Source organism: Nostoc sp. KVJ20 (genome assembly GCF_001712795.1).
Taxonomy (GTDB): Bacteria; Cyanobacteriota; Cyanobacteriia; order Cyanobacteriales; family Nostocaceae; genus Nostoc.
Genome location: NZ_KV757539.1, coordinates 14,532 through 28,692, shown reverse-complemented (window position 1 = coordinate 28,692; position 14,161 = coordinate 14,532). Strand labels below are relative to the sequence as shown.

The window sequence follows — 14,161 nt, the reverse complement described above, 5'->3', positions numbered from 1 at the left end:
ATTGCTTTAGTATTTTCTCAATAAAACCTAAACTCACACAAAATCTCTTTGCTAATTGACGTTGTGATATTCCACCTGACAAGTATGTATCCAATATTTTTTGGCGAAAGTCGAGGGAATATGGTTTCATTTTTACCCTTGAGTAGATGCACTGAATTTATCTTAATTAGTGTACTTTATTAGACTGGTAAACGCCATAATTATGGAATCTTCCTTATTTTCTGGTACTTCTTTAATTGCCTTTTTGAAGAGGCTAATAGTTAAAAGTTCACGTTCAACAGGAGTATCTTTTTCATCTTCATCATAGTTATCTAAGTCTGGAATTTCAGGATATTCATCAACGTTACTCATACTCATTTCTATTCTCCATCTTGACTATATAAATCTTGAATTGTCTTAGCAGCAAATGCAATACACGCTAAAATATCTTCTCGTTCTATACCTATATATGCCTCCAAAATGCTCTCAATAGTTTCTCCACCAGCTAATAAATCTAAAATTAAAGAAACCCAAATACGATGTCCGCGAATGCAGGGTTTGCCAAAACAGATGTTTGGGTCAATCGAAATTCGAGAAAGCAAATCACCTTCAAGCATTAGTATTCCCAAAATTTGATGTTATGTAACTTTCTAACAAATCCAGCCATCATCCTTTTTCGGCTTCCGAAACCAAAGTAAGGTTTCCAGCATTAGTGCAGATTTACCAAATGCTATAGTGTACGGTGGCGACTTCTTATCGTCGCTACTATATTTATCTGCTAAGGAGTATGCTTGAAAGTGGATAGGTAAACCTAACTTGGCTCTGAGGTAAGTGCGATCGCAATCTGAAAGAAAGCATACTAAACCCCTACCCGATACAGCATCACTTATTTTATTAATCCCGCTACCGTGGGGTTGGCGAATTTCTAAGTTTTTGATAACCTGGACTTTACCAGATTTGGCAATATCACTGATATCCTCTGGATAGTAAAATTTCCAGTCTTCTCTTACTTCTCGGTAGCCAGTCAGTTTCAAACAGCATAAAGCTTCTTGAAAACGAGTGGTTGTAACTTTAGATTTCTCAGCTTGCTGTATAAATTCCTTTCTATCCATCCATTCAAACTTAAAGTTGCTGAGAATACCTGGTAAGTTATAAATTTTAAAACGTTCATTTTGTGGTTCTTCTGGATTTGTTGAATCAAAAATTGCACAATCTAACTGACTACTTCCCCGAAAACTTCGTGCTTCATCAATGACTTTCTTTTTCTTTTCTTGTAAACATTGATTAATTTGTCCATATTTTATCCAAATATTTACATCAAGTGCTTTTTCAATAGTCTCTTTAAAGTTTTTCTCTGCATCGGGATATTGATGAGTCAGCCGTCTTAATTCTTGATGAACACAAGCTGATTGAATAGCACCCCAGCGTTTAGGGTACTGCTTAAATTCATTCACAAATGGGTAACTTGAACGAATAGCTTCTGTAAAGCTTACTCGGTCATAAGTTTTGCCATCTTGTAAAGAGTCTGACTCAGGTTTGAATAATGTTTGAACAATAAATTTGGGAATCAAAGCATAAGCATGATAAGGATGAGGGTGAAAATCTTTGTGTCTGCCTATCCGGCCAAAGCGTTGAATAAAATTACCTGCATCAGCACCTTCAAATACCAAAAAATTAATTCTAAAATCTACACCTACATCAATAGTTGATGTTCCTATAAGTAAATCGGCTTTCGCAACTGATTCAGCTTTTTCCGTTTCACCAGTTAAACCCGTATTTTCTCTAACCTCTAAGTCTAAAGGTTTAAAAATATTTTTAAAATGCCTAACTAGTTTTTTAACCGCAGCAATCGAGTTGAGAATAATTGCACCTTTACTGCCTGGATAATCTTGAAAGAACTTTAAAATTACTGATTCTGAATTTTCTATCAGCCAATCATAACTAGATGAAAAATTAGGTTCTAGTGTTTGCGGAAAAAATAAAGTTATTGGTTGACTAATCTGCCGCCATTGAGTACCATTTTCTGAAAAACAATATTTTTCTTTTTTGGCTGGATCAATTTCTTTATAATTAATACCAGATTTATCACAAAAATCTAGTAATAAATCATCTGGTGTTGCCGATAAAAACAAAAATTTCTTACCTGGAACGGTATGCTTAATTAACAATATTGCATTGAATATACTTGCAACTTGAGCCGAGGAAAATACATGAAACTCGTCAAATATAAACAAATTGTAGCTATCATCTATTTTACTGAATAGCTTATTGGCATTTTCTCCCTTGGTTTTACCATCTTTTTTAAAACGCCTAAGATAGCGAAAATCGTGAATATAGTAAAAAATATCGGGATTAGTCAGCAAAATTTCTGCTTGGTTGGAAAGATTAGTTAATCCAGACTGTTTAGTTGGTAATTTATTTGTTTCGATAAAATCTTCCAGAATAGCTGCATTCAGACGATAAATCTGTGGGTTTTTCTTTGGTTGAAATTCGTCCTTATATTTTTGTACTTGCTTTTCCTGATCTCTCGCTAACTCGTTTGTCGGGTAAGTTGCCATTGTGGATACACCATCTGTCATAGCCAGAAGAAAAGCAGCCAAGCTTTTACCATCCCCAGTTATGGCAGTGTTGAACACTATATCAATATTTGGATCGCGCAACGCCTCCAAAGTTTCCACTTGATGCCAAGAAAGCGACCAATCTTTAGGTAATTTCACCCCATCAGGTGTAGGGACGGTTTGAGAATAAACAGGTTTGAGATTTATGCTGTAATTTTCAGACATATCCTTGATAATTCCTTGTGAATGCTTGGTTTATCGGAAATTTCATACAAAAAGAATGACAGACTTAGTAAATCTAATCAATTTCTGCCACCATTGGTGGCAGTTTTTATATATGTGCTAATAAATACCACTCACACATTTCTGCAACCATTGGTTGCAGTTTTTGAGATGGGTATAAAACATCTCCAGGCTATTTCTCGCACCAATGGTGCGAGTTTTTCACTTTGCTTAAAAACTGTCCGTAACTCGTTGTTATTCCTTATAATGCCATGCAAAATAGAAGTTGCCAAGATATATCCGTATAAAAGTGTCCGTATAAAATATGAGTCGAAAAGGTCAATCTATTACACTGTCGATATCAGAACGTGATAAAGCCGAGCTAGAAGCGATCGCTCGTGAATTCGGTATGATGTGGGGAGAAGAACCTAACATCTCTAAGTTAATTAAAGCGATCGCTCAACGTCAGTTACTCATTGGTAACAATAACGATTGGAAAGAACCACGCATCAGGGCATTACATAGATGTATCAATGCTTTGACAGATATCGGGCAAATTGAACAAGCGCAAATCATTGCAAACTTACTTCTCGAACGCAGCGAACTATCATTACCGTTGCGAGGCGAAATCGAACGTTTCTTAGAGAATTTGCCCCCACCTTGGCGCTTAGAAATAGACCGCTACATCTTGCGCGAACAACCCTTTCAGCTTTCCTATCAAGACGCAGCAGAGCGTGTGTTTAATTTTACCGTTCGCCACGCCAAAGTTACACCCCACGAAAAGCGGGTATATCTTGATTGCTGGTGCGAAGAGACAGAAGGAAACTTTGATATACCAGAACTGGTTCACAATTGGAGTTTGCGATTAGACAGGATTACTGAAGCTGCTGTCATGCCAATTTCTGGTGAATGGCGATCAAATTTGGCTGAGATTGAAGTGGAAATGCATCTATTTGCTGGCTTGGCTTTTGCCTATCAAGCTAAACTAGAAGACAGTATTAATGAGTGGCTACCAGATAAAGCGCGAGTGCGGCGAGTTGTTAGACGAGTATCTAGTACATTTTGGTTTATGCGAGAAGTTATGCAATATGCGCCAGATTGTGTAGTGATATTACCAGAGAATGTCCGCGATCGCCTCAAACAAAAACTCCTCACCCTCTGCAATTTATACGATATCGAAACTAGGAGTTAAATGTTGTAAGGTAGGCCGAAAAGCCTGCTCTATTAATTATTTAGTTTCCGCTCCGGGTTTGAAATAATCAAAGAGGCGATCGCCTGAATCTGCGCGAATCAATGCTACAACTACATCAGGTAAGGCAGCTAAACTTGGGTAAACCAAATAACGCGCTTCCCAATGGGGGTGGAACTTGTCTTTGTAAGTGTGCAGTCCCTTGAAATTGTAGAAGTGATTCAAATGCTCGTAAAGATAGTGCAATATTTTCTCCAAGCGGCGGTCTTCAACGGGGACTATGGGATCTCCTAAGGCGATCGCACCCCGTCCCTGGGGAACATAAGCAATTACACTATTACCCGAAGGACTGAAATAATAACTTTTATTATTTAAAAGTGTGAATGCTGCTAAAGAAAAACGTCCATATTGCTCGACAATTTCTTTAGCTCTTTGCCGCTCATTTGTCGTTGCTAGATTCCGCCAAAACACAGGTTGTAATAGCATTACTATTGCATAAGTAATCGTAATAGATCCCCAACTTCTCCAAGAAGTCAGGGATCTAAGAATTTCAAGTAAGTAAAATCGATAGCTACTGCTAATTTTAGATGCAATATCTTCACAAAAGGCGGTGAAAATTCATAATTTTTGCTGAGGCGATCGCTAAACAAATCCCACGAAAATAGTAACAGTTAGTTGCAAATTTTGAAGTAGATTTTCATAAATCATCATCAAAATTCGGTTTTACTATTTGAGGATAGAAATAATCATGAAAAACAAAGTATTGTTTGGCGCTATATTCATGGCAACTTGGGTAGGAACATTAATTCCTAGCGCTTTTGCTGCTTCACCTTGTTCTGTAGGACAAAAGGCTGAGGTTCTTTGGAAGGAAGCATGGTATCCGGCAACGGTACTTAAGGTTAATAATGATAATTGCTATATTACATACGAAGGTTACGATAGCTCCTGGAATGAATGGGTTGGCACTGGACGCTTTCGCGCATCATTTGAAGCTGGAGATGCAGTGAGAATTTTGTGGAAGGGGAAATGGTATCAAGGGCAGGTTTTAGAAGTTAGTAACGAACTTTATAAAATTACTTATGATGGCTACGATAGCTCTTGGGATGAGTGGGTTGAACCTTCCAGGGTAAGCAGATAGAATATCTCACTTTTATAAGTTTAAAGGGACGATTTCACCTGTTGGAGTCGTCCCTTTAAATTTATAAAAGGGCGGTTAGAAACCGCAGCTACACGAGGCTTTACCCATCTCCGTGGGTTTCAAACCCTCAATTTTTTCTTAGAGGGTGTTTGAAAAGTATTTCGCTGTGACTTTAGGCACTTAGGACTTACGCACTGTAAAACTTAATCATGGTATGCATATATGAAAATGGGTCGTTTCAGCCTTTTATTAATCGTTCTTCGATGGTCATTGTAGGGGTTTAGCATTGCTAAACCCCTACGACAGACGTGCTTTTTCAAAGAATTCATATTTGGTATTTTCTGTCAATGCGTAAGTCCTAGCACTTTAGATCCCCCCTAACCCCCCTTTTTAAGCTACGGTGTACACACAAGTGGTAGCTGCAAGGGTTTCAGGCGTTCCAGACCAGTGAAATGTGATTACGAGCAAAGCGATACGACGAAATCCTACCGGGGCTTGGTGGTTGGTCTGGCTATCGCTCTCAAAAACCTCCTAGAATTTCTACTTTGGTTTGTGGGCTACGTCAGTTTGACTGACTTTTCACGGTATCTGGAAAACCTCACTTCTATTTCTCTCTCCTAAAAGGCTACGGTGTACACACAAGTCGAAAAAAGATCAATTTCCCATTTTTTTATCGTTTATCTCGTTTTATCTCGTTCCTATGCTCTGCATAGGAATGCCTGATTAGAGGCTCTGCCTCTAGTCAGATATTGAGTCAGAGACTCAATGAATGCATTCCCAGTCGGAGACTGGGAACGAGGAAATGCTTATTAAGCTGGGTTTTTAGGATTTGTGTGTACACCGTAGCCTAAAAGGAGAAAAACTTTGAATTTTCCCCCTTCCCGCGTCGGGAAGGGGGTTAGGTTAATCGTTACCTTTTCCACATGCCGTGAAAAGTCAGGTCAGTTTGAATCCTTCTTTTTGGGCTGGAAACTTGCTCTGGGTAAGGATGTGTGTACACCGTAGCGATGCCTTGGGGAGACGGCGATAGCCGGGGGGTGAATTATATGCAGCTTCACAAAGAAACGGTATAAGGAATTTAAACATAAAAAACATTCATTCGCTGTGGAACCAGCATTAATAACTAATGACAAATGACAAATGACAATTTTGTTAACCTATAAAGTGAAGTAAAAATTCAAATAATATCAAGAACAGCCATGTACGTACTCATAGGTGGAGCAGGCTTACTGGGCTTAAGTTTAGCCCAAAAGCTGGTAGAACTAGGACATACTGTTGCTGTAATTGACATTGACCCGATAGCTTGTCGCTATGCCCGTGAACAAGTGGGAGCAATGGCTTTTGAAGGCAGTGCTGTGAGTACAGAAGTATTGTTAGAGGCTGGGATTCGCAAAGCTGGTTCTTTGGCAGCTGTTCTGAGAAGTGATGCCTTAAACTTGGCAATGGTAACTCTTGCTAAACACTACGGCGTCCCCCATATTTTGAGTCGGATGCGCCACCCCGATTTTGCCGAACCGCTGCGTATAGCTGGAGCTAACCATATCATCAGTACTGTTGAACTCTCGGTTTCAACGATGGTGAATGCCATTGAGTATCCGCAAGTGGAATCAATGATGCATTTTGAGCAGGGACAGATTGAGGTTCTGAAGCTTTCCATCCCCAACAATTGCTATGTTGCTGGTCGTAGTGTTGCCGAAATTGCTCAGGATTCCCAATTTCCTACTGGCTCGTTAATTATTGGTTATCAACCTCATCCCCACGAAGATTTAATGATTCCTAACGGCAGTACAATACTTGAACCTCATTCAACAGTGCTGATTGTGACTAAACCAGGATCTTTACATCAAGTCATTGATTTTATTGAACAAAGATGTTGAGCGCAGTCTCTATTTAAATTGTTTATGAGGTGGGGTTAGCTACATTTATAGTCAGAATTCAGGAGTCAGAATTCAGGATTCAGAATTCAGGATTCAGAATTCAGGAGTCAGAATTCAGGAGTCAGAATTCAGGAGTCAGAATTCAGGAGTCAGAATAGTTAAAGAATCAGAAGAACATTTGATGAATAAATATATAGGACTAGCCCTTTCAAGGTGACCAACGAAGATACGTTGTTTCATTGCTAGCATCTTGAATCCTCTGCTCAGATTTTGAGCTTTTTGAAGGTTGAAATCACCAATCTTCGTTCCAAATTTCATCACCTTGAAAGGGCTAGTCCTAATATACTAATTATTCTAAATTCCTTATAAATTCTGACTCCTGACTCCTGGGTGCTAAATTCGTACCATTTATATAATTGGTGTAAATAATTGTGATGAAGCCGTACCCACATATTTATTTAGCGATCGCTGTTATTTTTCTTGCATCTTGTAAATCAGCAAATATTCCACCAAAGTCACAACCCGATATTGCTCAGATAACCCCATCCCAAAAGGTCGTGACGCTGGATCAGAATTTTAAGATCGCAAGCAGCCAAACTGTTTATGTTCCTGTCTATTCTCATATCTATCATCACAATCGGCAGGAAATTTTCGAGTTAGCAGTTACGCTCAGTATTCGGAATACAGATTTGACCAATCCGATCGTCATTACTTCTGTGCGCTACTATAACTCAGATGGAAAATTAGTTAAGCAGTATTTGGATCGCCCGATTCAACTTGATGCGCTAGCTTCTACAGCTTTTTTTGTAAATAGAAATGATACTAGTGGAGGTTTAGGCGCAAACTTTATTGTAGAGTGGGTAGCCCAAACAGAAATGTCCGACCCGATAGTGGAGGCGGTCATGATTGGTACTGACTTTCAACAAGGAATTTCTTTTATCAGTCCTGGTAGGGTAATTAAAAGTCAAAATAACGATCAGCGATCGCCTTTAAAATAAGGTAAGAATTCAGGAGTCAGAATTCAGGAGTCAGAATTCAGGAGTCAGAATTCAGTATGAATTTCGTACGAGTGGGTGACGAATATTGATTAAAAGCGAGTGGAATAGTGGGCGAAAAAATTAAAATATTCTCGCCTCAAAACTCTATCCCTTTATGGGTAGAGTATTCACCAATTCAGAATTCAGAATTCAGAATTCTGAATTCTGTTTTATGAGTAAATATATCAGTGCCGTAGGGGCAATTCATGAATTGCCCCTACGGCAGATGTTTTTTGTTAGCGATCGCTTTACTTTTAAGACAGATCGCTATTACTGAATACGGTGTCTTTCAGAAGTGCTTATTTGACACCAGCAGGGATCTTTTGAGTTTTAGTAGTACCCGCTGTGCCATTCTCTGCCTTAATTTCTGCTACTTGCAGATGAGCTTCTAAGAACCAGAGTCGTTTGTCAATGGTGCGAGAAATTTCGGTGTAAAGGTCAGCAGTATCAGCATCGCCTAATTCATCAGTTTTAGCGATCGCTTCCCGAATATGTTTTGCATAGGGTGCAAAGCGGTCTGATAAAGCTGTTACATGGTCTTTACCATCCAAAATATCTAAGGGATATTCTGGCAAAATCGAATTAGCAGCTGCGGCGCGGGCTGTTCCGAAAGCGTATCCGCCTAAAGCTGTGACACGTTCAGCTACCATATCGACGTACTCTTCCAATTCACCAGCAAGTTCATCAAATAATTCGTGTAGCTGGTAGAAGTCAGTTCCTTTAACATTCCAGTGCGCTTGCTTTGCTTGGGTTTTCAGATCCAAAGTAGCTGCCAAGGTTTGGTTAAGAAGTACCACGATTTGCACTCGCGCTTCGGCGGGAATGTCAATACGAGTAGGATACAAACGTGATGAAATGGTGTTGTCGCTCATAGTTGTAGTTAATGCCTTTTAAATCTAACTTTACAGATTGTGCTTGGCTGGGCGAAACTCTCTGACGACAGATTATATTAATGCCTGAATGTGTTACTGTCTATGAATGTTAGTTAGATGCGATGGTTTTCTATGGTGTTGAATGTGCCACCGAAAAGGCGATCGCGAATCATGTCACTCTGCAAAAAGTCATGGGGGAAACCCAATTCAATTTTACTTACTTCATCTAAGCGTTGCAGATGTTCTGGCGAGAGGCTGACATCTAAAGAAGCTAAGTTATCTTGAAATTGCGTTAATTTACGTGCCCCAATGATCGGAATAATCACACCAGTTTGAGCGCGTAACCAAGCTAATGCTACCTGTGAGGGCGTGTGTCCAATTTCTGCCGCCACTTGGCTAACAACCTGCGCGATCGCTAAATTCTTCTCAGAAATTCCTCCCCCAAAAGTTCCGAGTCGTCCTTGTTCATCGCCTGTTTGCTGAGGCTGATTATACTTACCTGTCAGCACACCACCACCTAAAGGTGACCACGGCGTTACAGCTAAATCGAAGGCTTTAGCCATCGGTAGCAAGTCTCGTTCGGGTGTTCGCTGAATTAAACTATACTCAATTTGCAGGGCAACAAACTGCGTCCATCCTTGGTAATGGGCAATAGTATTTGCTTGGGAAACAATCCAAGCAGGAGCATCAGAAATGCCAATGTAAAGCACTTTACCTTGACGGACGACATCATCAAGCGATCGCAAGACTTCTTCAATCGGTGTTGTGAAATCCCAAGCGTGTAACCAGAATAAATCAATATAATCGGTATTCAGCCGTTTCAGACTACCTTCCAAAGATTGAACTAAGTTCTTGCGATGATTTCCACTGGCGTTAGGATCGCCCTTTTTGTCATTCATCTGCAAGGGAAAGGAGTATTTTGTCGCAACTACAAAGCGTTCTCGTTCTTTAGCGATTAATTCACCAACAATTTTTTCACTGCTACCATCGGTATAACCGTTGGCGGTGTCAATGAAATTTCCCCCAGCTTCTACATAGCTATCAAAGATTTTACGACTTTCGTCCTTAGAAGCACCCCAACCCCAATCTTCACCAAAAGTCATGGTTCCCAAGGAGAGTTCAGAGACTCTTAACCCACTTTTGCCCAAGAGTTTGTATTTCATGAATATTTTCTCATTAACGAAAAAAACGCTGCAAATACTATCCCAAAGGCATGATAACTGCAAACCGGAGCGATGTTTGAGGACAAGCTCTTATTTGTATTTTTGTGCTATTTAAACCAATACAGTTCAGATAAGCCTAAAACACTTGTAGAGACGGCGATTCATCGCGTCTTCAAAGACAAATTATCTATACCAGTAAACTTAACTGAACCGTATTGCTATTTAAACGCAACCTCTTTTGTGAATGCGATCGCCTCCCAAAATTAATTCACCAAAAAATTGGGTCTGAATCCTAAGGTTTCACGCAACGCTGAAAGCGTTCTCGTCAGAGTAGCCGCGAATTCCATTGCCTTGGCTCTAAGTTGAGTATTTGCTCTTTGAATCGTATTAAAGTTAGCTTGACAAACTACTAAGCAGCAGCACCTAAAGCCTGCAAAGTTGCCAATTGAGCTTCTGTTAACCCTTGAATTTGTTCAAGCTTCATACCTTCGTAGGGACGAGGCGCTCTCCAAGTTTGCTCACATTTACCAGTTTGCAAATTCCAGACTTTGATAGTTTCGTCTAAGCTGCCACTAAAAGCAGTCAGTCTGGCAGAAGTTGCATCTCCAATTGGGACAGAGGCTACCACCAAACTATAAATAAGCTCTGAGTGACCCACCAAAGTTTGATAACATTCTCCTGTAGAAATATCCCAAAGTTTCAGATTGCGATCTAAACTACCACTAACAATAAACTGAGCATCTGGACTAAATCGCGCCACCATAACAGGGCCTTCATGTCCTGTAAAAGTTTGAAGACATTCTCCTGTGGAAACTAACCACAGTTTGAGGGTTTGGTCAAAACTCGTACTTAGTAACCACTTTCCGTTAGGGCTAAAGGTAACTGACCACACGCTGTTGGTGTGTCCTGTTAAAGTTTGCCAGCATTCTCCAGTATTAACGTCCCATAATTTAATCATCCCGTCAAACTCACTACTTGCCAGCAGTTGACCATCTGGACTAAAGACGACTGAAACAACTGAACTAGTATGTCCTTTGAAAGTTTTCAAGCATTCACTGGTGTTGATATCCCAAAGTTTCACGGTTTGGTCATAGCTGCTACTGGCTAACTGTTTGCCATCTGGACTATAAACAACTGTCCAAACCCAACTAGTATGGCCGTGTAATGTTTGTAGACAGGTTCCTAACTTCCAGTCCCATAATTTGATGCTAGGATCTGCACTACCACTGACGAGTAAAGGATTCTGGCTATTAGGTTGAAACGCCACCGACCATACGCGGTTGGTATGTTCCCGTAATGTTTGCATTAGGATACCGTTTTTGATATCCCATAACTTAATTGTTTGGTCTTCGTGTCCACTTGCCAGATAGTGGCCATCTGGAGTTAGAGCTAGGGATAATACATTATTGGTATGTCCTGTGAATGTTTTCGTGCAGCGTCCTATTTGAATATTCCATAGTTTGGTGGCGTGGTCATCGCCACCACTGACCAATTGTTGTTCATTGGGATGATAAGCAATCGTCCAAACTCGGCTGGTATGACCGAGAAAAGTTTTCAGACAATTTCCGGTAACGACATCCCATAATTTTACGGTGCGGTCAAAACTGCTGCTAGCCAACTGTTGACCCTTTCGACTAAATGCGATCGCTGTGACTGCCTGTCGATGTCCGCGTAAGGTTTGCAGACATTCTTGGGTTTGAACATCCCAAAGTTTGATGGTATTATCATAGCTGCTGCTTGCGAGTAACTGACCATCTGGGCTAAATGCCAGCGATCGCACCCAGCGATCATGTGCTTGCCAAACACTAAGGTTCGTACCAGTAGTTATATCCCACAGGCGAATTGTCCAATCTTCTCCACAACTGGCAATAATTTGACCATCAGGGTGAAAAGCGATCGCCCACACTCGACCTTCATGACCAACTAAAGTCTGAACTTCTCGGTTCAGCTTTTCTGATCCAACCTGCCATAAACGAATAGTTAAATCTTGGCCGCAACTCGCAAGGATATTACCATCAGGACTAAAAGCAACGGCATTAACTGAATATGTATGTCCTTTGTATGTGTGCAGACATTGCCCAGTTTCCACATCCCATAATTTCACTAAATAATCATCAGCAGCGCTGGCCAGATACCGCCCATCTGGACTAAAAGTTACAGCCCATGTCCAATGTTGATGTCCTCGACAACGCATTAGTTGTTTACCAGTGCCACTATCCCAAATTTGAATTTCACCTTTGGTATCACTGGTAGCTAAATACTCTCCATCTGGACTAAAAGCAACACTGAGGACACCACCAAAAGTTTCGGCAAAGACGCTTTCGCTAATATTAACGCCAGTAAAATTTGTGTTGTGTAATGTAGCATTGGCTAAGTAAGCTTGGCGAATAACCAGATGAGAAAAGTCAAAGCCACTCAGATCAGTTTGCAATATTGAGAATAGATTTAGTAGATTTCCCCCTGCATAGCCTGTTTGCACTGCTGTTTGATATTGCAATTGCGCTAAAATTTGGCAAAGGCGCTCCTCAAGTTGGGCTTGAGTATCAAAGTGGGTTAAAAGTCGCTCCACTAAGGGATGCAGAATAAATTGAATTTGTGCTTCGCGCACGTAGTCTTGAGTTTGAGCTTCAATTAAGGCATGAGTTCTGAATAAGTTAAGTTCGCCTGTAGTAATCTCCCATTCAATAGTCTGGATAAATTGTTCTGTAACATATTCCATAATTACGGGTTGTTGCGTTAACCCTGTGGTTCTTGTCTCCACGAGAGAGCGCCCCTTGAGTGATTCCAAGGCTTCCAAGAGTTTTTGCCAAAATACTTGCGGCAATATTTCGGTTTGTAACTTCGTTGGCGTTACTCCTTCTCGGTTAATCGCTAGCCAGTACATAATCTGCTGTTGCAGAGGCGATAAACGCTCAAATTGTTGCTTGAGTAAGTCCCATAAATCGCTAAAAAGGGTATTACCTTGTGCCAAGAATGCTTGTGTATCACCACAAAATATATCTTGAATAGCGGTTGCGGCAATTTTGAGGGCGAGTGGATTACCACCAAAATAATTGACCAAGTTTTGATGTTGAGGTGCTGTATTTAACCCTTTAGCGATCAATATTTGCTCACCTTCTATTACTGATAGTCCCGACAAACAGAGCGATCGCACTGGTAAGTTTTCCCCCGATCGCACTGCAATTTTGCTCGGTTTTTCTCGTCCAGTGACAATCAGACAACTTTGGTGGAGTTCATCGCAGATCCGCTCAAATAGCTGTTGGTATGCTTCAAACCCTCGTTGGTATTCTCCCCCCCGGTTTCCACTTTGTAAAATTGACTCGACATTATCAAGAACTAACAAACAACGCTTTTCCTGCAATTGTTTCATCAAAAGATTAATTGAACTATCGATTGTTGCCTCTGAACCCATTAAAATCGGCAAAATCTCGCCCAGTAAGGTATTTAGTGGCAGTGCTTGCTGTAAACTACGCCAAATCACATATTCAAACTGGGATTGAATTTGCCTTGCAAGTTTCACCGAGAGAGTAGTTTTGCCAATTCCACCGAGTCCAAAAATCCCGACGAAACGACAATGCTCCTTGCCAATCCATGTTGATAAAGTTTGCAGTTCTGTTTGGCGACCGTAAAATCGGGAGACATCAACGGCTTCTCCCCAATCTTGTGTACTGGTTTGGGATTGCTGATAGCGATGCAGAATAGCTTGGATATTTTTTTTGGAGACTTCTTCGCCAATGACTTGGGAAAGCGATCGCCACAATTGCGAACCTACCTGTTTAACATAGTCACAATCATAACCTAGCTTATCCGCAATCTCCGCATAAGTGCGTCCAACCCAACTTTCGAGAAAGACTACAGACTGAATATCATTTAGTCCTTGCTCCAAGACCGTAGAGCGTAAAACAGTATCGACTAATTTGAGTGCCTCTTCCCCTGTCATCGCTCAACAACCACGTATCGTTTAAGTATTTAACTTGTCTGTTCTTGCTGGGAAAATTATGGCAAACTTTACAATTCTTTACATTAACTAGCACACTTTTTCTTACTGACAGAGCGATCGGGTTTAAGTTTTGATTAGGATGTGCAGAATAAGACCACAGTAATATTACGTTCATACTTTCTTGGA

At 40.5% G+C, this 14,161-nt stretch carries 11 protein-coding genes and 1 pseudogene; 5 read left to right on the top strand and 7 right to left on the bottom strand.

Translation table 11 applies throughout. The features are described from left to right. Nucleotides 1-162 precede the first annotated feature (162 nt). From A4S05_RS00510 to cas3, 3 genes are read right to left on the bottom strand one after another with little or no spacing between them, the layout of a single operon-like run. The gene (locus A4S05_RS00510; RefSeq protein WP_069067886.1) at nt 163-357 is read right to left on the bottom strand and encodes a hypothetical protein; all 195 of its coding nucleotides are present in this window, start codon (nt 355-357) and stop codon (nt 163-165) included. Nucleotides 358-359: 2 nt separating this feature from the next. Beyond that, a complete protein-coding gene (locus A4S05_RS00505; RefSeq protein ID WP_069067885.1) occupies nt 360-596 on the bottom strand; it encodes a DUF433 domain-containing protein in 237 nt (78 codons plus the stop codon). A gap of 33 nt (nt 597-629) precedes the next feature. Then, on the bottom strand, nt 630-2,762 hold the full coding sequence (cas3, locus tag A4S05_RS00500) for a type I-D CRISPR-associated helicase Cas3' (protein WP_069067884.1): 2,133 nt from the start codon (nt 2,760-2,762) through the stop codon (nt 630-632). A 322-nt stretch (nt 2,763-3,084) separates the two neighbouring features. Between cas3 and A4S05_RS00495 the strand changes: the two genes are divergently transcribed. After that, complete coding sequence (locus tag A4S05_RS00495; protein WP_069067883.1) at nt 3,085-3,951, top strand: WCX domain-containing protein; 867 nt, start codon at nt 3,085-3,087, stop codon at nt 3,949-3,951. Nucleotides 3,952-3,987: 36 nt separating this feature from the next. Here the strand turns inward: A4S05_RS00495 and A4S05_RS00490 are convergent. After that, nucleotides 3,988-4,464, bottom strand: a pseudogene (locus A4S05_RS00490) (phosphatidylglycerol lysyltransferase domain-containing protein); the annotation flags it as partial. 232 nt (nt 4,465-4,696) lie between these two features. Between A4S05_RS00490 and A4S05_RS00485 the strand changes: the two are divergent. The 3 genes from A4S05_RS00485 to A4S05_RS00470 all read left to right on the top strand — a co-directional run bounded on the left by A4S05_RS00485 (nt 4,697) and on the right by A4S05_RS00470 (nt 7,961). Then, nucleotides 4,697-5,086, top strand: coding sequence for an agenet domain-containing protein (locus A4S05_RS00485; RefSeq protein ID WP_069067881.1), 390 nt, complete (start codon nt 4,697-4,699; stop codon nt 5,084-5,086). Between the two features lie 1,199 nt (nt 5,087-6,285). After that, complete coding sequence (locus A4S05_RS00480; protein WP_069067880.1) at nt 6,286-6,963, top strand: potassium channel family protein; 678 nt, start codon at nt 6,286-6,288, stop codon at nt 6,961-6,963. Between the two features lie 434 nt (nt 6,964-7,397). Continuing rightward, nucleotides 7,398-7,961, top strand: a complete 564-nt coding sequence (locus A4S05_RS00470) for a DUF3124 domain-containing protein (RefSeq protein WP_069067878.1) — start codon at nt 7,398-7,400, stop codon at nt 7,959-7,961. A gap of 338 nt (nt 7,962-8,299) precedes the next feature. Here A4S05_RS00470 and dps read toward each other — a convergent pair whose 3' ends face one another. Next, on the bottom strand, nt 8,300-8,872 hold the full coding sequence (dps, locus tag A4S05_RS00465; protein ID WP_069067877.1) for a DNA starvation/stationary phase protection protein Dps: 573 nt from the start codon (nt 8,870-8,872) through the stop codon (nt 8,300-8,302). 113 nt (nt 8,873-8,985) lie between these two features. Continuing rightward, nucleotides 8,986-10,035, bottom strand: a complete 1,050-nt coding sequence (locus A4S05_RS00460; protein WP_069067876.1) for an aldo/keto reductase — start codon at nt 10,033-10,035, stop codon at nt 8,986-8,988. A 72-nt stretch (nt 10,036-10,107) separates the two neighbouring features. Here A4S05_RS00460 and A4S05_RS39890 point away from each other — a divergent pair, with 72 nt between their 5' ends. Beyond that, a complete protein-coding gene (locus tag A4S05_RS39890; protein WP_141699611.1) occupies nt 10,108-10,302 on the top strand; it encodes a hypothetical protein in 195 nt (64 codons plus the stop codon). Between the two features lie 142 nt (nt 10,303-10,444). Here the strand turns inward: A4S05_RS39890 and A4S05_RS00455 are convergent, their stop codons facing one another. Next, on the bottom strand, nt 10,445-13,975 hold the full coding sequence (locus A4S05_RS00455; RefSeq protein ID WP_069067875.1) for a WD40 domain-containing protein: 3,531 nt from the start codon (nt 13,973-13,975) through the stop codon (nt 10,445-10,447). Nucleotides 13,976-14,161 lie beyond the last annotated feature (186 nt).